The 18034-nt window shown below is 68.0% G+C and carries 14 protein-coding genes and 1 pseudogene; 12 read left to right on the top strand and 3 right to left on the bottom strand.

The genetic code is table 11. The features are described from left to right. Positions 1 to 114 precede the first annotated feature (114 nt). The 10 genes from ACZYVJ_RS06300 to proB all read left to right on the top strand — a co-directional run bounded on the left by ACZYVJ_RS06300 (position 115) and on the right by proB (position 12423). Positions 115 to 720 carry a LysM peptidoglycan-binding domain-containing protein gene (locus tag ACZYVJ_RS06300; RefSeq protein ID WP_463830232.1) on the top strand — a complete coding sequence of 202 codons (606 nt, stop codon included), beginning with the start codon at positions 115 to 117 and terminating at the stop codon, positions 718 to 720. 77 nt (positions 721 to 797) lie between these two features. Beyond that, entirely contained in the window at positions 798 to 3455 is a 2658-nt protein-coding gene (locus tag ACZYVJ_RS06295; protein ID WP_463830231.1) for a valine--tRNA ligase, read from the top strand. A 7-nt stretch (positions 3456 to 3462) separates the two neighbouring features. Further along, the gene (gene folC / locus ACZYVJ_RS06290) at positions 3463 to 4935 is read left to right on the top strand and encodes a bifunctional tetrahydrofolate synthase/dihydrofolate synthase (RefSeq protein ID WP_463830230.1); all 1473 of its coding nucleotides are present in this window, start codon (positions 3463 to 3465) and stop codon (positions 4933 to 4935) included. Then, positions 4932 to 5312 carry a DUF4233 domain-containing protein gene (locus ACZYVJ_RS06285; protein ID WP_463830229.1) on the top strand — a complete coding sequence of 127 codons (381 nt, stop codon included), beginning with the start codon at positions 4932 to 4934 and terminating at the stop codon, positions 5310 to 5312. Before folC ends, ACZYVJ_RS06285 begins: the two co-directional genes overlap by 4 nt. Before the next feature lie 88 nt (positions 5313 to 5400). Next, positions 5401 to 5811 (top strand): nucleoside-diphosphate kinase, encoded by a 411-nt coding sequence (gene ndk / locus ACZYVJ_RS06280; RefSeq protein WP_463830228.1) that lies wholly within the window; start codon positions 5401 to 5403, stop codon positions 5809 to 5811. A gap of 331 nt (positions 5812 to 6142) precedes the next feature. After that, positions 6143 to 8995 carry a ribonuclease E gene (rne, locus tag ACZYVJ_RS06275; protein ID WP_463830227.1) on the top strand — a complete coding sequence of 951 codons (2853 nt, stop codon included), beginning with the start codon at positions 6143 to 6145 and terminating at the stop codon, positions 8993 to 8995. A 224-nt stretch (positions 8996 to 9219) separates the two neighbouring features. Continuing rightward, positions 9220 to 9531, top strand: coding sequence for a 50S ribosomal protein L21 (gene rplU / locus ACZYVJ_RS06270; RefSeq protein WP_007769829.1), 312 nt, complete (start codon positions 9220 to 9222; stop codon positions 9529 to 9531). Between the two features lie 15 nt (positions 9532 to 9546). Next, entirely contained in the window at positions 9547 to 9813 is a 267-nt protein-coding gene (gene rpmA, locus ACZYVJ_RS06265; protein ID WP_008255217.1) for a 50S ribosomal protein L27, read from the top strand. Between the two features lie 61 nt (positions 9814 to 9874). Further along, on the top strand, positions 9875 to 11323 hold the full coding sequence (gene obgE / locus ACZYVJ_RS06260) for a GTPase ObgE (protein WP_463830226.1): 1449 nt from the start codon (positions 9875 to 9877) through the stop codon (positions 11321 to 11323). Beyond that, positions 11320 to 12423, top strand: coding sequence for a glutamate 5-kinase (gene proB, locus ACZYVJ_RS06255; RefSeq protein WP_463830225.1), 1104 nt, complete (start codon positions 11320 to 11322; stop codon positions 12421 to 12423). Before obgE ends, proB begins: the two co-directional genes overlap by 4 nt. Positions 12424 to 12453: 30 nt before the next feature. Here proB and ACZYVJ_RS06250 read toward each other — a convergent pair whose 3' ends face one another. Beyond that, positions 12454 to 13104 carry a TetR/AcrR family transcriptional regulator gene (locus tag ACZYVJ_RS06250; protein ID WP_463830224.1) on the bottom strand — a complete coding sequence of 217 codons (651 nt, stop codon included), beginning with the start codon at positions 13102 to 13104 and terminating at the stop codon, positions 12454 to 12456. A gap of 106 nt (positions 13105 to 13210) precedes the next feature. On the opposite strand from ACZYVJ_RS06250, the gene ACZYVJ_RS06245 reads away from it, so the two are divergent. After that, a complete protein-coding gene (locus ACZYVJ_RS06245; RefSeq protein WP_463830223.1) occupies positions 13211 to 14488 on the top strand; it encodes a cytochrome P450 in 1278 nt (425 codons plus the stop codon). Between the two features lie 176 nt (positions 14489 to 14664). Here the strand turns inward: ACZYVJ_RS06245 and ACZYVJ_RS06240 are convergent. Then, positions 14665 to 15270, bottom strand: a pseudogene (locus tag ACZYVJ_RS06240) (Sir2 family NAD-dependent protein deacetylase); the annotation flags it as partial. An 82-nt stretch (positions 15271 to 15352) separates the two neighbouring features. Next, on the bottom strand, positions 15353 to 15892 hold the full coding sequence (locus ACZYVJ_RS06235; protein ID WP_463832867.1) for a cysteine hydrolase family protein: 540 nt from the start codon (positions 15890 to 15892) through the stop codon (positions 15353 to 15355). Between the two features lie 59 nt (positions 15893 to 15951). Here ACZYVJ_RS06235 and ACZYVJ_RS06230 point away from each other — a divergent pair, with 59 nt between their 5' ends. Further along, the gene (locus ACZYVJ_RS06230) at positions 15952 to 17994 is read left to right on the top strand and encodes an NAD(+) synthase (RefSeq protein WP_463830222.1); all 2043 of its coding nucleotides are present in this window, start codon (positions 15952 to 15954) and stop codon (positions 17992 to 17994) included. The last annotated feature ends 40 nt before the right edge of the window (positions 17995 to 18034 follow it).

Raw genomic sequence — 18034 nt, 5'->3', positions numbered from 1 at the left:
ATGTCCAGAGCTAACAAGAATCAAAAGGTACGGGCCGCCCACACGTGGGCACAAGCGACGTTCGGCCCCGGTGGGGCGCGACGTTGATCACAGAAGTACGAGAGAGGTAATGCCATGTCAGACACGCTTACTGGTGGTCAGAAGCTGGTGCGCGGGGAATCCCTCGCTTCAAACAACGGGGCCTACACCCTGACCCTGCAAGACGACGGCAACCTGGTGCTCGCATCGCGCGGCCAGGCCCTCTGGTCCACCTCGACCGTCGGCCAGGATGTGGTGCGCGCAGAAGTGCAGCCCGACGGCAACTTCGTCCTCTACACGGCGGACAAACCGGTCTGGCACACCGACACCAAGGGCAAGAAGGACGTCAAGCTCGTACTCCAAGACGACCGCAACCTGGTGCTCTACGCGGCTGACGGGCCGGCGTGGTCGACGCACACCGAGACCGACACGCCGCCGGCGCCCGAGGCCGCCCAGGAGGGCGCCGCCGAGGAGCCCGACGCGCCCGTTGCGGAAGCCGTCGCGGAGCAGGCCCCACCAGCGGCTGCTGAACCAGAGCCAGAGCCGGCCGCCCGCACATATACCGTCGAATCCGGCGACACCCTGTGGGCGATTGCGGAGCGCTTCTATGGCGACGGCAACAGATATCAGGCGATCGCCGACGCCAGCGGCATCTCCGACCCGGACCTGATTCAGCCCGGGCAAGTGCTCACCATTCCCTGATCACCGGGCAACCGACCCCGCCACCTGCGGGTTTGGGCGCTTACATGAAGGTAAACACCGCTCCCTAGAATTGACGGGTGACCGCCAGCCGCAGCCCCGCCACCGACCTGCCCAAGTCGTGGGATCCCGCTGCAGCCGAAAGCGCGATCTACCAGAAGTGGCTGGACGCGGGCTACTTCACCGCCGACCCCGGCAGCGCCAAGCCCGGGTATTCGATTGTGCTGCCGCCGCCGAACGTGACCGGCAGCCTGCACATGGGCCACGCGCTCGAACACACCATGATGGACGCCCTGACCCGGCGCAAGCGGATGCAGGGTTTCGAGGTGCTGTGGCAGCCGGGCATGGACCACGCCGGCATCGCGACCCAGAGCGTGGTGGAAAAGCAGCTCGCGGTCGACGGCAAGACCAAAGAGGACTTCGGCCGAGAGCTGTTCGTCGAAAAGGTCTGGGATTGGAAGCGGGAGTCCGGCGGCGCCATCGGCGGCCAGATGCGCCGGCTCGGCGACGGCGTGGACTGGAGCCGCGACCGCTTCACCATGGACGAGGGCCTGTCCCGCGCCGTGCGCACGATCTTCAAGCGGCTCTACGACGCCGGGCTGATCTACCGCGCCGAGCGGCTGGTGAACTGGTCGCCGGTGCTGCAGACCGCGATCTCCGACATCGAGGTCGACTACCTCGACGTCGAGGGCGAGCTGGTGTCGTTCCGGTACGGCTCCCTGGACGACTCGCAGCCGCACATCGTGGTCGCCACCACCCGGGTGGAGACGATGCTGGGCGACACCGCGATTGCCGTGCACCCCGACGACGAGCGCTACCGCGACCTGGTCGGCACCACCCTTGCGCACCCCTTCGTGGATCGGCAGCTCGTCATCGTCGCCGACGAGCACGTCGACCCCGAATTCGGCACGGGCGCGGTCAAAGTCACCCCGGCACACGACCCCAATGACTTCGAGATCGGGCTGCGGCACAACTTGCCGATGATCTCGATCCTGGATACCAAGGGCCGGATCGTCGACACGGCAACGCAATTCGACGGCATGGACCGCTTCGAGGCCCGCGTTGCGGTGCGCGAGGCGCTGGCGGCCCAGGGCCGCGTCGTCGCGGAGAAGCGCCCGTACCTGCACAGCGTCGGACACTCAGAGCGTAGCGGCGAACCGATCGAGCCGCGGCTGTCGCTGCAGTGGTTTGTCCGGGTCGAGTCGCTGGCAAAGGCGGCGGGCGACGCGGTGCGCAACGGCGACACCGTGATTCACCCCGCGAGCCTGGAGCCGCGCTGGTTCGCCTGGGTCGACGACATGCGCGACTGGACGATCTCGCGGCAGCTGTGGTGGGGCCACCGGATCCCGATCTGGTATGGCCCCAACGGTGAACAGCGCTGCGTCGGTCCGGACGAGACCCCGCCGGAGGGCTGGGAGCAGGACCCCGACGTGCTGGACACCTGGTTCTCCTCGGGGCTGTGGCCGTTCTCTACGCTGGGCTGGCCCGACCGGACGCCGGAGCTCGAAAAGTTTTATCCCACAAGCGTTCTGGTCACCGGTTATGACATCCTGTTTTTCTGGGTGGCCAGGATGATGATGTTCGGCACCTTCGTCGGTGACGACGAGGCCATCACCCTGGACGGCCGCCGCGGCCCGCAGGTGCCGTTCACCGATGTCTTCCTGCACGGGCTGATCCGCGACGAGTCCGGCCGCAAGATGAGCAAGTCCAAGGGAAACGTCATCGATCCGCTGGACTGGGTTGACGCGTTCGGTGCCGACGCGCTGCGGTTCACCCTGGCCCGCGGCGCCAGCCCCGGCGGCGACCTGGCGGTCGGCGAGGATCACGTCCGCGCGTCGCGCAACTTCTGCACCAAGCTGTTCAACGCCACCCGTTATGCGCTGCTCAACGGCGCGAAGCTGGCCCCGCTGCCCGCGGCGGCCGAGCTCACCGACGCTGACCGATGGATCCTCGGACGACTGGAAGAGGTTCGTGCGGAGGTTGATTCGGCGTTCGACAGCTACGAGTTCAGTCGCGCCTGTGAGGCGCTCTACCACTTCGCGTGGGACGAATTCTGTGACTGGTACGTCGAATTGGCCAAGACGCAACTGGCCGAAGGCATCACGCACACCACGGCCGTGCTGGCTGCGACGCTGGACACCTTGCTGCGGTTGCTGCACCCGGTGATCCCCTTCATCACCGAGGCCCTGTGGCAGGCGCTGACCGGCGACGAGGCCCAAGAGTCGCTGGTGATCGCCGAGTGGCCGCAGTCATCCGGAATCACCCTGGATCAGGTTTCCGCACAACGGATTACCGATATGCAGAAGCTGGTGACCGAGGTGCGCCGGTTCCGCAGCGACCAGGGCCTGGCGGACCGGCAGAAGGTGCCGGCTCGGATGACCGGTGTCGACGAATCCGATCTGAGCACCCAGGTGAGCGCGGTGACGTCGCTGGCGTGGCTCACCGCCGCCGGCCCGGAGTTTCGACCGTCGGCATCGGTGGAGGTGCGGCTCAGCGGCGGTACCGTCGTCGTCGAGCTCGACACGTCGGGCACCATCGACGTCGCCGCCGAACGTCGCCGGCTGGAAAAGGATCTGGCCGCGGCGCACAAGGAGCTGGCATCGACCACTGCCAAATTGGCCAACGACGAATTCCTGGGCAAGGCCCCGCAAAACGTCGTCGACAAGATCCGCGATCGTCAGCGCCTGGCCCAGGAGGAAACCGAGCGGATCAACGCGCGGCTAGCCGGGCTGCAGTGAGGGTTCGATGACCGAGCCGCCCGACTGGCCGCAGGATCCCGACTGGCCACAGGAAGAGGGTCCCGCCGAGATCCCCGACCCGGCGCCCACCCCGGACGAGATCGCGTCGCTGTTGCAGGTTGAGCACCTGCTGGACCAGCGCTGGCCGGAGACCAAGATCGAGCCGAGCCTGACCCGGATCAGCGCGCTGATGGACCTGCTGGGCTCGCCGCAATTGGCCTACCCGTCGATCCATGTCGCGGGCACCAACGGCAAGACCTCGGTGGCACGGATGATCGACGCGCTGATCACCGCGTTGCACCGACGCACCGGGCGTACCACCAGCCCGCACCTGCAGTCGGCCGTGGAACGCATCTCGATCGACTCCAAGCCGATCAGCCCGGCGCAATACGTGGCGACCTACCGCGAGATCGAGCCGTTCGTGCAGATCGTCGACGCGCAATCGCAGGCCGACGGCGGACCCGCGATGAGCAAGTTCGAGGTGCTGACCGCCATGGCGTTCGCCGCGTTCGCCGACGCCCCCGTCGACGTCGCCGTGGTCGAGGTGGGCATGGGGGGACGCTGGGACGCCACCAACGTGATCAACGCGCCGGTCGCGGTCATCACCCCGATCTCCATCGACCACGTCGAATACCTGGGCGACGATCTCGCGGCCATCGCGGGGGAGAAGGCCGGCATCATCACCCGGGCGCCCGAGGGTGCACCCGATACCGTCGCGGTCATCGGGCGTCAGGCCCCCGAGGCGATGGAGGTGCTGTTGACGCGGACCGTGCAAGCCGACGCCGCGGTGGCCCGCGAGGACTCCGAGTTCGCCGTGCTGGGCCGTCAGGTCGCGATCGGCGGGCAGGTGTTGCAGCTGCAGGGCTTGGGTGGGGTGTATTCCGACGTCTACCTGCCGCTGCACGGCGAACACCAGGCGCACAACGCCGTACTGGCCCTCGCCGCCGTCGAGGCGTTCTTCGGTGCCGGTGCGCAGCGTCAGCTCGACGTCGACGCGGTGCGCGCCGGCTTCGCCGCCGTTGCCAGCCCCGGCCGGCTGGAGCGGATGCGCAGCGCCCCCACCGTGTTCCTCGACGCCGCGCACAATCCGGCCGGTGCCGCCGCGCTGGCGCAGACTCTGGCCGGCGAATTCGACTTCCGCTATCTCGTCGGGGTGCTCAGTGTGCTCGCGGACAAGGACGTCGACGGCATCCTGGCCGCCCTGCAGCCGGTGTTCGACGCTGTCGTGGTGACCCACAACGGATCCCCGCGGGCGCTCGACGTCGAGTCGCTGGCGCTGGCGGCGCGCGAGCGGTTCGGGCCCGACCGGGTGAGCACCGCCGAGAACCTGCGCGACGCCATCGACGTCGCGACCGCGCTGGTCGATGACGCCACGGTGGACGGACCGGCCGACACCTTCTCCGGCACCGGCATCGTCATCACCGGGTCGGTGGTGACCGCCGGGGCGGCGCGGACCCTGTTCGGTCGTGATCCGCAATGACGGACGTGCCTGAGAACCCCGAGGAGCGGGCCCCGGCGCCGCCGGCCGACCCGTGGCGCAGCTTCGGCGCGGTGATGGCCCTGACGCTGTTTCTGGAAGCGATCGTGGTGTTGCTGGCGATCCCGGTGGTGGGCGAGGTCGGCGGCGGCCTGACGACGGTGTCGCTGGTGTACCTGATCGGGTTGGCGGTGCTGCTGATCCTGATGGCCGGGGTGCAGCGCAAACCCTGGGCGATCTGGGCCAACCTCGGCGTGCAGGTGATCCTGCTCGCCGGCTTCGCGGTCTACCCGGGGGTGGGGTTCATCGGCGTGCTATTCACCGGGCTGTGGGGCCTGATCGCGTATTTCCGCGCCGAGGTCCGGCGCAGGCAGGGGTAGACCGTCAGCCGGGCGGAGATAACCACGTGAGCGGGGCCCGGCCGCCGTCGCCCGACCCGGCGCCGCCTGGTTATGTACGCTGTCCGCCGTGACCGAACGGACATTGGTACTGATCAAGCCCGACGGCGTGCAGCGGCAGCTGGTGGGGGAGATCATCGGCCGCATCGAGCGCAAGGGCCTTTCCATCGCCGCGCTGGAGCTGCGGCCCGTCGGCCGTGACCTCGCCGCCAAGCACTATGCGGAACACGACGGCAAGCCCTTTTTCGAGTCGCTGCTGGAGTTCATCACCTCGGGACCGGTGGTGGCGGCCATCGTGGAGGGGCCGCGGGCGATCGCGGCGTTTCGGCAGCTCGCGGGCGGTACCGACCCGGTGGAGAAGGCGATCCCCGGCACGATCCGCGGCGATTTCGGGCTGGAAACCCAGTTCAATCTGGTGCACGGGTCGGATTCGGTCGAGTCCGCGAAGCGTGAAATCGCGCTCTGGTTTCCCAACGCTTAGAGCTGCGGCGACGCGGCCGCGGGTGACTTTGCTGAAGCGGGCTGCATCGGGTTTGGCTGGGCAGGTGACGTGATGTGGGATACTGGTCTCGGGTGAACGTCGCCGGACCGGCGTCAGACACCCGAATGAAGACTTAGACAAGCGCGACCATAGCCCCGTCGCCTTGGTTCGCTGCATGTCAGGCCGTCATTCAGCACGGCGCCGAGTGGGTCCTAATCCTGGGTCGCTCGGGGCGAGACCATTACAAGCCCGGGAGAAACGGCCCGGGCCCATAGCGAAGCCCTCGCGTGGCCGCGTCGCAACGACGCGCCCGGGGGCTTGAGGAGAATACGTGGTAGACGGTGCACCGACTGCAGACCAATCAAAAGAATCGACTCGGCCCGAGGAACTGCCGGACCGCTTAAGAGTTCATTCGCTGGCCCGAACGCTGGGAACCACCAGCAAGCGGGTGCTGGACGCACTGAGCGAGCTGGACGGCCGAATCCGCAGCGCACATTCCACCGTCGACCGCGACGACGCGGTCCGGGTGCGCGACCTGCTGGCGGCCGCGCAGCCCCCGGCGGGCGCGGAGGACGCGGACAGCGCACCGGCGGCCGGCGGCGCCGAGGGCGACGAACCCGAATCCCGGCTGCTGCTCGAGACCCCGAACGACGCCGCCGAGCGTCCGCATTACATGCCGCTGTTCGTCGCGCCCCAGCCGATCGATGCCCGCGAGGAGGACACCGGCACCGACGACAGCGCCGATGACGACGATTCCGACGGCGACGACGACGAGCAGTCCGACCGGCCGTCGAACCGGCGGCGCCGTCGCGGCCGTCGCGGACGTGGCCGCGGGCGCGGTGAGCAGGGCGGATCCGACGGCCAGGGCGACGACGGTGACGACGACGAGGGGCCACCGCGGGGCAAGAAGGGTGGTCAGGCCGACTCCGAGGACTCCGACGGCCAAGATTCCGACGATTCCGACGACTCCGATGATTCCGACAACGGCGATGACGGTTCGGCAGACGGCGGCAACCGCCGCCGCCGCCGGCGCCGGCGGCGCAAATCCGGATCGGGCGACGACAACGACGAGGGGTCGTCGCCGGACGACCCGCCCAATACGGTGGTGCACGAGCGGCCGCCCCGCAGCGGCAAGGGCGGCGGAGATGACTCCGGCGGCTCGAACAACGAGATCAAGGGCATCAACGGCTCCACCCGGCTGGAGGCCAAGCGGCAGCGTCGCCGGGACGGCCGCGACGCCGGGCGCCGCCGGCCCCCGGTGCTGACCGAGGCCGAATTCCTGGCCCGCCGCGAGGCCGTCGAGCGGATGATGGTCGTGCGCGACCGGGTCCGCACCGAGCAGCCGCATCAGGGGTCGCGCTATACCCAGATCGCGGTGCTCGAGGACGGCATCGTCGTCGAGCACTTCGTCACGTCGGCCGCGTCGGCCTCCCTGGTGGGCAACATCTACCTGGGCATCGTGCAGAACGTGCTGCCGTCGATGGAGGCGGCGTTCGTCGACATCGGCCGCGGCCGCAACGGTGTGCTCTACGCCGGCGAGGTCAACTGGGAAGCCGCCGGACTCGGCGGCTCCGACCGCAAGATCGAGCAAGCGCTCAAGCCCGGCGACTACGTCGTCGTCCAGGTCAGCAAGGACCCGGTCGGGCACAAGGGCGCGCGGCTCACCACGCAGGTGTCGCTGGCGGGCCGTTACCTGGTCTACGTGCCGGGGGCGTCGTCGACCGGGATCAGCCGCAAGCTGCCCGACACCGAGCGCCAGCGGCTCAAAGAGATCCTGCGTGAAGTGGTGCCGTCCGACGCCGGGGTGATCATTCGGACCGCGTCCGAGGGCGTCAAGGAAGACGACATCCGCGGCGACGTCACCCGCCTGCAGGAGCGCTGGAAACAGATCGAGACCAAGGCCATCGAGATCAAGGAGAAGGCCGCCGGCGCCGCGGTGGCCCTCTACGAAGAGCCCGACGTGCTGGTCAAGGTGATCCGCGACCTGTTCAACGAGGATTTCGCCGGCCTCATCGTCTCCGGTGACGAGGCCTGGACCACGATCAACGACTACGTGAATTCCGTTGCCCCCGATCTGATTTCGAAGCTGACCAAGTACGAGGCGCCCGCCGGGCCGGAAGGTCAGGCCGGGCCGGACGTGTTCGCGGTGCACCGCATCGACGAGCAGCTGGCCAAGGCGATGGAGCGCAAGGTGTGGCTGCCGTCGGGCGGCACGCTGGTGATCGACCGGACCGAGGCCATGACCGTGGTCGACGTCAACACCGGCAAGTTCACCGGGTCCGGGGGCAACCTCGAGCAGACGGTCACCAAGAACAACCTTGAGGCGGCCGAGGAGATCGTGCGCCAGCTGCGGCTGCGCGACATCGGCGGCATCGTGGTCATCGACTTCATCGACATGGTGCTGGAGTCCAACCGCGATCTGGTGCTCCGGCGGCTGACGGAGGCGCTGGCCCGCGACCGCACCCGCCATCAGGTCTCCGAGGTGACGTCTCTCGGTTTGGTCCAGCTGACCCGCAAGCGGTTGGGCACCGGTCTCATCGAAGCCTTCTCGACCTCGTGCCCGAACTGTGCCGGGCGCGGCATCCTGCTGCACACCGATCCGGTGGATTCGGCCCCGTCCAACGGGCGCAAGTCCGATTCCGGTGGGGGTGGCCGCCGGGGCAGGCGCAAGAAGAACAAGGCCGAAGAGCAGGTGGTGGCCAAGGTGCCCAGCCACGCTCCCGGTGAGCACCCGATGTTCAAGGCGATGGCTGCCGGCACCTCCACGCAGTCCGAGGACGACGAGTCCGATGAGACCACCGAAGAGACCACCGACGGGCTCGACCAGGAGGAGGCGGGGCGCGCCGGCGACGTGACGGACACCGACCAAGAGGACTTCGACGACACCGACGACGAAGACTCCGACGACGAGGACTCCGACGACGACGAGGACTCGGACGACGACGAGGACTCGGACGACGACGACCTCGACGACGATGACGACGACATCGACGACGAAGAGGACCTCGGCGACGATGACGAGGACCTCGAGCTCGACGACGACGAGCTGGACACCGAGGACGACGATTCGGACGACACCGACGCCGGGCAGGCCTCCGCCGGGGCCGACCAGGCCGGCTCGGGGCGCCCCAGGCGCCGACGCGCTGCGGGCAGGCCGGCCGGACCGCCGATCCACGCGGACTGACCCGGCTGACGCCGAAGGCGCCGGTCGCGTCCGGTTTGACCCTGTAGCCGCTGGTCACGTACCCTTGGACAGTTGTCGTACGGCCGGGCGAGGAAAACTTTGGCCGGCGGCAGCGGGACTCCCGGGGAATCGGCGCAGGCCCGCAACCCAGACCCACCACGCGCACCGCGGCTGGTTCGCGCGTGACGCGCGGAGCAGCGGCTAGCAGAAGGAGCAGAGCAACGATGGCGACCTACGCAATCGTGAAGACGGGCGGCAAGCAGTACAAGGTCGCCGTCGGGGACGTGGTCAAGGTCGAGAAGCTCGAATCCGAGCCCGGCTCGAATGTGTCGCTGCCGGTTGCCCTGGTGGTGGACGGCGCCAAGGTGACCACCGACGCGGCCGCGCTGGCCAAGGTCGCGGTGACCGGCGAGGTGCTCGAGCACACCAAAGGCCCCAAGATCCGTATCCACAAGTTCAGGAACAAGACCGGCTACCACAAGCGTCAGGGGCACCGTCAGCAGCTGACGGTCCTGAAGGTCACCGGAATCAAGTAGCGAAGGCGACAACACATGGCACACAAGAAGGGCGCTTCCAGCTCGCGCAACGGTCGCGATTCCGCCGCGCAGCGGCTGGGCGTGAAGCGATTCGGCGGCCAGGTCGTCAAGGCGGGCGAGATCATCGTTCGGCAGCGCGGCACCAAGTTCCACCCGGGCGTGGGTGTTGGGCGCGGCGGGGACGACACGCTGTTCGCCAAGGAGGCCGGCGCCGTCGAGTTCGGCATCAAGCGCGGCCGCAAAACCGTCAACATTGTGGCGGCCGGACAAGCCACCGACTGACCCGTGTTTCCGGGCTCGGCCCGGTGATCTCGGCGCCCGGTGGTAAGTGAGAGGACCCACGATGCCTCGGTTCGTCGACCGCGTCGTCATCCATGCGCGCGCCGGTGCCGGGGGTAACGGCTGCGCCTCCGTCCATCGCGAGAAGTTCAAGCCGCTCGGCGGCCCCGACGGCGGCAACGGCGGACGTGGCGGCAGCATTGTCTTCGTCGTCGATCCGCAGGTGCACACCCTGCTCGACTTTCATTTCCATCCGCACGTCACCGCCCCCTCGGGCAAGCAGGGAATGGGCAACAACCGGGACGGCGCCGCCGGCGCCGACCTGGAGGTCAAGGTACCCGACGGCACCGTCGTCCTCGACGAGAACGGTCGGCTGCTGGCGGACCTGGTCGGCGCGGGCACCCGCTTTGAAGCCGCCGCGGGCGGACGCGGTGGGCTGGGCAACGCCGCCCTCGCGTCGCGGGCGCGCAAGGCTCCCGGTTTCGCGCTGCTGGGCGAGCAGGGCCAGACCCGTGACCTGACCCTGGAACTCAAGACCGTCGCCGACGCCGGGTTGATCGGTTTTCCCTCGGCCGGCAAATCGTCGCTGGTGTCGACGATCTCGGCGGCCAAGCCCAAGATCGCCGACTACCCGTTCACGACGCTGGTTCCCAACCTCGGCGTGGTGTCGGCGGGGGAGCACACCTTCACCGTCGCCGACGTGCCCGGCCTGATCCCGGGCGCGTCCGAGGGCCGCGGCCTGGGGCTGGACTTCCTCCGGCACATCGAGCGATGCGCCGTGCTGGTGCACGTCGTCGACTGCGCCACCGCGGAACCCGGCCGTGACCCCATCTCCGACATCGACGCACTGGAGGCCGAACTCGCCGCGTATACGCCCACCCTGCAAGGGGATGCGACGTTGGGTGATCTGGCCGAGCGGCCCCGCGCGGTGGTGCTCAACAAGATCGACGTGCCCGAGGCGCGCGAGCTCGCCGAATTCGTCCATGACGAGATCGCCGAGCGCGGCTGGCCGGTGTTCCTGGTGTCGACGGTCGCGCGAGAAGGTCTGCAGCCGTTGATCTTCGGGCTGTGGAAAATGATCTCGGAGTACCAGGCCGCCCAGCCGGAGATCGTGCCGCGCCGTCCGGTGATCCGTCCGGTTCCCGTCGACGAAAGCGGTTTCAGCGTCGAGCCCGATCCCCGGCAGCCGGGTGCCTTCGTGGTCAGCGGCGCGCGCCCCGAGCGGTGGATCCGCCAGACCAATTTCGACAACGACGAGGCCGTCGGATACCTCGCCGACCGGCTGGCGCGCCTCGGTGTCGAAGAGGAATTGCTGCGGTTGGGCGCGCGGCCGGGCTGCGAAGTGACCATCGGGGACATGACCTTCGATTGGGAGCCGCAAACGCCTGCGGGACAACAGGTTTCGCTGTCTGGACGCGGAACCGACGCGCGGTTGGAGCGCACCGAGCGCATCGGCGCCGCCGAACGCAAGGCCGCGCGGCGCCAGCGGCGCGAACACGGTGAGGAGTCGTGAGCGCCCACCGCGAAGTCATCCGCACTGCGCGCAGCCTGGTCGTCAAGGTGGGGACCAACGCGCTGACCACACCGGCGGGAGTGTTCGACGCCGGCCGGCTGGCCGGACTCGTCGACGCGATCGAGGCGCGGATGAAGGCGGGTACCGACGTGATCATCGTGTCGTCGGGTGCCATCGCCGCAGGCATCGAGCCGCTCGGATTGTCCCGTCGTCCCAGGGATTTGGCGACGAAGCAGGCCGCGGCCAGCGTCGGTCAGGTCGCGCTGGTGAATTCGTGGAGCGCCGCGTTCGCCCGCTATGGCCGCACGGTCGGGCAGGTCCTGCTGAGCGCGCACGACATCTCGATGCGGGCCCAGCACACCAACGCCCAGCGCACGCTGGATCGGCTGCGCGCGCTGCACGCGGTGGCGATCGTCAACGAGAACGACACCGTGGCCACCAACGAGATTCGGTTCGGCGACAACGACCGGCTCTCGGCGCTGGTGGCCCACCTGGTCGGCGCGGAGGCGTTGGTGTTGCTGTCCGACATCGATGGGCTCTACGACTCGGATCCGCGAAAGACCGACGGCGCCAGATTCATCTCGGAGGTGTCGGATTCGGCGGATCTGATCGGTGTAATCGCCGGGCCCGGAAGCCATTTGGGTACGGGCGGGATGACCTCGAAGATGTCGTCGGCGCTGCTGGCCGCGGACGCCGGTGTGCCGGTGCTACTGGCCGCCGCGGCCGACGCCGCGACCGCGCTCACCGACGCCTCGGTCGGCACGGTGTTCGCCGCGCGTCCGGTACGAATGTCGGCGCGGCGGTTCTGGGTGCGCTACGCCGCCGAGGTGGCCGGCGAGTTGACCCTGGACGAGGGTGCGGTGCGCGCGGTGGTGCGACAGCGTCGCTCGCTGCTGCCCGCCGGAATCACCGCGGTGGCCGGGCGGTTCTACGCCGGCGACGTCGTCGAATTGCGCGACCCGGACGCGGTGATGGTGGCCCGTGGCGTGGTCGCCTACGACGCGACCGAACTGACCACCATGATGGGCCGCTCAACCTCCGAGCTGCCGGGCGAGTTGCGCCGGCCCGCGGTGCACGCCGATGACCTGGTGGCGGTGTAGAAGCGCGTCGGCGCGGTGTGCACGGGGCGGTCAGCGCTCCGAGGTGGGCTTGAGATACAGTGCGCCCCAAACAATTTCGGCCAGGGTTGCGGCCAGCTCGGCATCATAGTCCGGCGGCTTGGCCGGCAGGTTCTGCTGGCAGGCCCGCTCGACCATCCAGGTCAGCGCGCTGGCGGTGGTCAGCGGGGCCAGCTCGGGGCGGATCGAGCCGTCGGCCTGTCCGGCCTCGATGACGTGGGTGAGCTGCTCGGAGATGCCGGTCAGCAGTTCGCGATACGTTTGCGCCGTCGGCGGGTCGTAGGCGGCCATCTCGTTGAGCGCGACCAGCACCGCCTGATGCCGCCGATAGGTGGCGATGATGCGGCTCATCGCCGTGCGCACATCGTCCGGGTCATGCCGCCCGGCCACGCTCCACCAACTTCGCGCGCCGTCGGTCAGATCGCCGAACACCTGGCCCGCGAGCCGGCGCAGCAGGTGGCCCTTGTCCTCGAAGTAGATGTAGAAGCTGGCCCGGGAAATGCCGGCCTCGCCGGAGAGCCGATCCACGCTCAGTTCGGTGAAGCTTGCACCCTCGCGCATCAGCCGTTCGGTGGCGTCCAGCAGGCGGCGCTCCATTTGCTCGCGTCGCTGCTCACGCCCCAGGCTGCGGTTGCCCTGCGGCTTGCGGGTGAGCGACGGCATGCGCCGAGCATAGCGCAGTAATCGACATATTGACTAGACATGCTGTCTAGGCATATCGTCGCAAGGAGTCTGTGACCGGGGTCATACGAGACGGAGGATCACCACCATGGCCGTGCTGACGGGTAAGTCTGGGACCGACAAGTCCGGTCGTGCCTACGACGAGATCGATCTGTCCTCGCGGGCGTTCTGGTCCACCACCGCGGCGGATCGGGAACGCTCCTTCGCCGTGCTGCGCGCCCAGCGCCCGGTGAGCTGGCATCCGCCCGTCGAAGACTCGCTGATGCCCGATCCGACCGACCCGGGCTTCTGGGCGGTCACCCGGCGTTCCGACATCGTCGCGGTCAGCCGCAACAACGACGTCTTCCTGTCCGGCCAGGGCGTGATGTTCGAGAGCATTCCGGTGGAGCTGCTCGAGGCATCGCAGTCATTCCTCGCGATGGACCCGCCGCGACACACCAAGCTGCGCAAGCTCGCTCACGCCGCGCTCAGCCCCCGGCAGGTCCGCCGCATCGAGGACTCGATCAAGGCCAACGCCAAGGCCATCGTCGACGAACTGCGGGCCGCCGGTAGCGGTGCGGATTTCGTCGACCACTGCGCCAAAGAACTGCCCATCCGCACCTTGTCGGACATGATGGGAATCCCGGAGTCCGAGCGCGAGCGCATGGCGCACGCCACCGACGCCCTGGTCTCCTGGGCCGACCCGGAATTCCTCGACGGGCGCCCGGCGATGGAAGTCCTGGTGGAAAACCAGCTGTATCTGCACCAGGTCGTCGGCACCCTGGCCACGGAACGTCGCGAGCACCCCGGCGAAGACCTGATCAGCAGCCTGGTCACCGCCGAGGTGGACGGCGACCGTCTGGAAGACGCGGAGGTGGCGGCGTTCTTCGTCCTGCTCTCCGTTGCGGGCAACGACACCACCAGGCAGACCATCAGCCACACGTTGCGCGCCCTCACCGATTTCCCCGACCAGAAGGCTTGGCTGCTCGAGGATTTCGACAATCGCATCGGCACCGCCATCGAGGAGTTCATTCGCTGGGCGACGCCGGTCATGACCTTCCGCCGCACGGCCGCAACGGATATCGAGCTGGGCGGTCAGCCCATCCTGGCGGGCGAGAAGGTGGTCATGTTCTATCCGTCCGGCAACTGGGACACCGAAGCCTTCGACCACCCGGAACGCCTGAACCTGAGCCGCGACCCCAATCCGCACGTCGGCTTCGGCGGTGGCGGCCTGCACTTCTGCCTTGGTGCGCATGTGGCCCGCGCGCAGCTGCGGGCCATCTTCGGCGAGCTGTTCCGTCAGCTGCCAGACATCCGGGCGGGTGAGCCCGCCTACCTGGCGGGCAACTTCGTGCACGCCATCCGCAGCATGCCGTGCACCTTCTAATGCGTTGGCAGGGGCGCTAACTCGTCGCCAAGCAGGGCCAGCAACTCCGAGCAGCCGCCATCGACCTTGACGGTGGCCAGGTCGTCGCCGCGGGTACCGCCACGGTTGACGATCCCCACCGGGATGCCCAGCGCGGCGGCGTGCCGCACAAACCGGTAGCCGGAGAACACGGTCAGCGACGAGCCCGCGACCAGCAGCGCGTCGGCCCGCTCGACCCACGTATACGCTTCCGCCACGACGTCTTTGGAAACACTTTCGCCGAAATAGACGATGTCCGGCTTGAGCATCCCGCCGCAGCGCTCGCAATCCAGGTAGCGGAACGACGCGGTATCGGCGACGACCGCGTCGGCGTCGGGAGCCACCGCCAGTCCACCGATCGCTTCGGCGCGCTCGATGAAGCCGGGGTTGAGCGCCTCCAGCCGCTCGCCCAATGCGGCACGCGTCATGGTGGATCCGCAGTCCAAGCAGATCACCCGCGCGTAGGTGCCGTGCAGGTTGATGACGTGGCGGCTGCCGGCCTTGGTGTGCAGTAGGTCGACGTTCTGGGTGATGACGCCGGTGACCACCGAGGCGTCCTCGAGCGCGGCGAGTGCCCGGTGGCCGGCGTTAGGCAGCGTCTCGTGCATATGCCGCCAACCGACGTGGTTACGCGCCCAATACCGCTGCCGAAACGCCGCGTCGCCGGTGAACTGGCGGATCGTCATGGGATTGCTCGGCGGTGAGTCGGGGCCGCGGTAGTCGGGAATGCCCGAATCGGTGGAAATGCCCGCGCCCGTCAGCACCGCGATCCGGCGACCGGCCAGCAGCGTGACCAGTTCAGGCGATTCTGCGCAGCCGACGGTCACCTCATCAAGAGTAGGAGATTCAGCCCAGGCAGTCCGCCGCGATCGTAAGCTCGGCGGACATATTCTGCTTCATCATCTGGCACGCTGCCTCGCCCAGGTCGGCGTCGATATGTGCGACGGCATCGGTCGGGATCACCACGGGGAAGTGCCGCACGTAGGCATCCAGTGCTGTGTAGAGGATGCATTGCTCGGTGACCTGACCGGTGATGATCAGCCGCTTGGTTTCCAGCCGGTTGAGCAGATACGCCAGCGCCGTCGCATAGAAGGCGCTGTGCCGCACCTTGGTCATCACGCGGCACTCATCGGCCGGCAGGATCGGCTTCACTAGGTCAGGCCGGGCCCCGTCGCACGCGGAACGGACGATGTCGGAGAACTGCGCGGTAAAATCGCCATAGTTATCGTTGACGTACACCAGGTCGACGTCGTCGCGCTCACGCGCCCGCCGGACCAAATCGGTCAAAGGCTCGATGATCTTCTCGACATTGGGTACTAGATTTTCAGCGTCGGGATGCTGATACGTGTTGATCATGTCGACCACTAAGACAGCGGTGTCACTCATGACGTCGGGGATACCCGGCGGCTGACGGTTGACACGCATGGGACGACAATGGAAGGGCGATGGACTTTTACAACGCTTACAGCCAGGGCTTTGCCCGCGTCGCAGCATGCACGCACCACACCGTCATCGGTGACCCGGCCGCGAACGCCGAATCGGTCCTGCGGATGGCCAGGGAGTGCCACGACGATGCCGTCGCGCTGGCCGTCTTCCCCGAGCTGACGCTGTCCGGGTATTCCATCGAAGACATCGTGCTGCAGGACTTGCTGCTCGACGATGTCGATAAGGCCGTCGCGGAGATCGTCGCGGCCTCGGCCGAATTGCTGCCGGTCCTGGTCGTCGGGGCCCCGCTGCGTCATCGGCACCGGATCTACAACACCGCCGTGGTCATCCATCGCGGCGCAGTGCTCGGGGTGGCGCCGAAGTCCTACCTGCCCACCTATCGGGAGTTCTACGAAGGTCGCCAGATCGCGCCCGGAGACGACGAGCGCGGTACCATCCGCGTCGCCGGCGCCGAGGTGCCTTTCGGTCCCGACCTGCTCTTCGAGGCTTTCGACGTCCCCGGCTTGGTGCTGCACGTCGAAATTTGCGAGGACATGTTCGTGCCGATCCCGCCCAGCGCGGAGGCCGCGCTGGCGGGTGCCACGGTGCTGGCGAACCTGTCCGGCAGTCCGATCACCATCGGCCGCGCCGAGGACCGCTGCCTGCTGGCCCGTTCGGCCTCGTCACGTTGCCTGGCCGCCTACGTGTATTCGGCTGCCGGGGCAGGCGAATCGACGACCGACCTGGCCTGGGACGGTCAGACCATGGTGTTCGAGAACGGCGTGATGCTGGCCCAGTCCGAGCGATTCCCCAAAGGCGAGCGGCTCAGCATCGCCGACGTCGACATCGAATTGCTCCGTTCGGAACGGCTCCGGATGGGCACCTTCGACGACAACCGGCGCCACCACCGGACGACGACGGACACCTACCGGCGCATCGGGTTCCGGCTGGACCCACCGGGCGGCGACATCGGACTGCGCCGCGAGATCGAGCGCTTTCCCTTCGTTCCCGCCGATCCAGAACGGCTGGAACAGGATTGCTTCGAGGGCTACAACATCCAGGTCGCCGGTCTCGAACAGCGGCTGCGCGCACTGGATTTCCCGAAAATCATCATCGGGATCTCCGGCGGACTGGACTCGACGCACGCCCTGATCGTCGCCGCCCGCGCGATGGATCGCGAACAACGGCCGCGCAGTGACATCCTGGCGTTCACGCTGCCCGGCTTTGCGACCGGGGACCACACCAAACGCAACGCGGCCGAGCTGTGCCGCACGCTGGGTGTCACGTTCTCCGAGATCGACATCCGCGAGACCGCGGCGCTGATGCTCAAGGAGTTGGACCACCCGTTCGCCCGCGGCGAGAAGGTGTACGACGTCACCTTCGAAAACGTCCAAGCCGGTTTGCGCACCGACTACCTGTTCCGGCTGGCCAACCAGCGCGGCGGCATCGTGCTGGGCACCGGCGACCTGTCCGAGCTCGGGCTGGGCTGGTCGACATACGGTGTCGGCGACCAGATGTCGCACTACAACGTCAACGGCGGCGTGCCCAAAACGCTGGTCCAGCACCTGATCCGCTGGGTGATCTCGTCCGAACAGTTCGAGCCGGAGGTCAGCAAGGTATTGCAGTCGGTGCTCGACACCGAGATCACCCCGGAGCTGGTTCCAAGCGGCGAGGAGGAGGAGCTGCAGAGCAGCGAGGCGAAAGTGGGCCCGTTTGCGCTGCAAGACTTTTCGCTGTTCCACGTGCTGCGCTACGGATTCCGGCCGTCGAAGATCGCGTTCCTGGCCTGGCATGCGTGGAGCGATCCCGAGCACGGCATCTGGCCGCCCGGCTTCCCCCAGGACAAACGGCCGTCGTATTCGCTGAAGGAAATTCGGCACTGGCTGCAGGTTTTCGTGCAGCGGTTCTACTCGTTCAGCCAGTTCAAGCGTTCGGCCCTGCCCAATGGCCCCAAGGTGTCGCATGGTGGTTCGCTGTCGCCGCGGGGGGATTGGCGTGCGCCGTCCGACATGTCGGCGCGCATCTGGCTCGACGAGATCGAACGCGAGGTCCCCGAGGAGTAGCCCGCCCCGCGCACTCGTGGGCCCGCCCGGCAGCACCGAG

The organism is Mycobacterium sp. IDUB_3 (genome assembly GCF_055419585.1).
Note: the sequence above shows the minus strand (reverse complement) of the source record. Positions and strands in the feature narration are given on the sequence as shown.

Excerpts from the sequence above, each read along its gene's own strand:
- obgE (WP_463830226.1), top strand. The coding sequence starts at position 9,875 with ATGCCTCGGTTCGTCGACCGCGTCGTCATCCATGCGCGCGCCGGTGCC.
- ACZYVJ_RS06245 (WP_463830223.1), top strand. The coding sequence starts at position 13,211 with ATGGCCGTGCTGACGGGTAAGTCTGGGACCGACAAGTCCGGTCGTGCC.
- rpmA (WP_008255217.1), top strand. The coding sequence starts at position 9,547 with ATGGCACACAAGAAGGGCGCTTCCAGCTCGCGCAACGGTCGCGATTCC.
- ACZYVJ_RS06300 (WP_463830232.1), top strand. The coding sequence starts at position 115 with ATGTCAGACACGCTTACTGGTGGTCAGAAGCTGGTGCGCGGGGAATCC.
- folC (WP_463830230.1), top strand. The coding sequence starts at position 3,463 with ATGACCGAGCCGCCCGACTGGCCGCAGGATCCCGACTGGCCACAGGAA.
- ACZYVJ_RS06235 (WP_463832867.1), bottom strand. The coding sequence starts at position 15,892 with ATGAGTGACACCGCTGTCTTAGTGGTCGACATGATCAACACGTATCAG.
- ACZYVJ_RS06285 (WP_463830229.1), top strand. The coding sequence starts at position 4,932 with ATGACGGACGTGCCTGAGAACCCCGAGGAGCGGGCCCCGGCGCCGCCG.
- rplU (WP_007769829.1), top strand. The coding sequence starts at position 9,220 with ATGGCGACCTACGCAATCGTGAAGACGGGCGGCAAGCAGTACAAGGTC.
- ACZYVJ_RS06230 (WP_463830222.1), top strand. The coding sequence starts at position 15,952 with ATGGACTTTTACAACGCTTACAGCCAGGGCTTTGCCCGCGTCGCAGCA.
- ACZYVJ_RS06250 (WP_463830224.1), bottom strand. The coding sequence starts at position 13,104 with ATGCCGTCGCTCACCCGCAAGCCGCAGGGCAACCGCAGCCTGGGGCGT.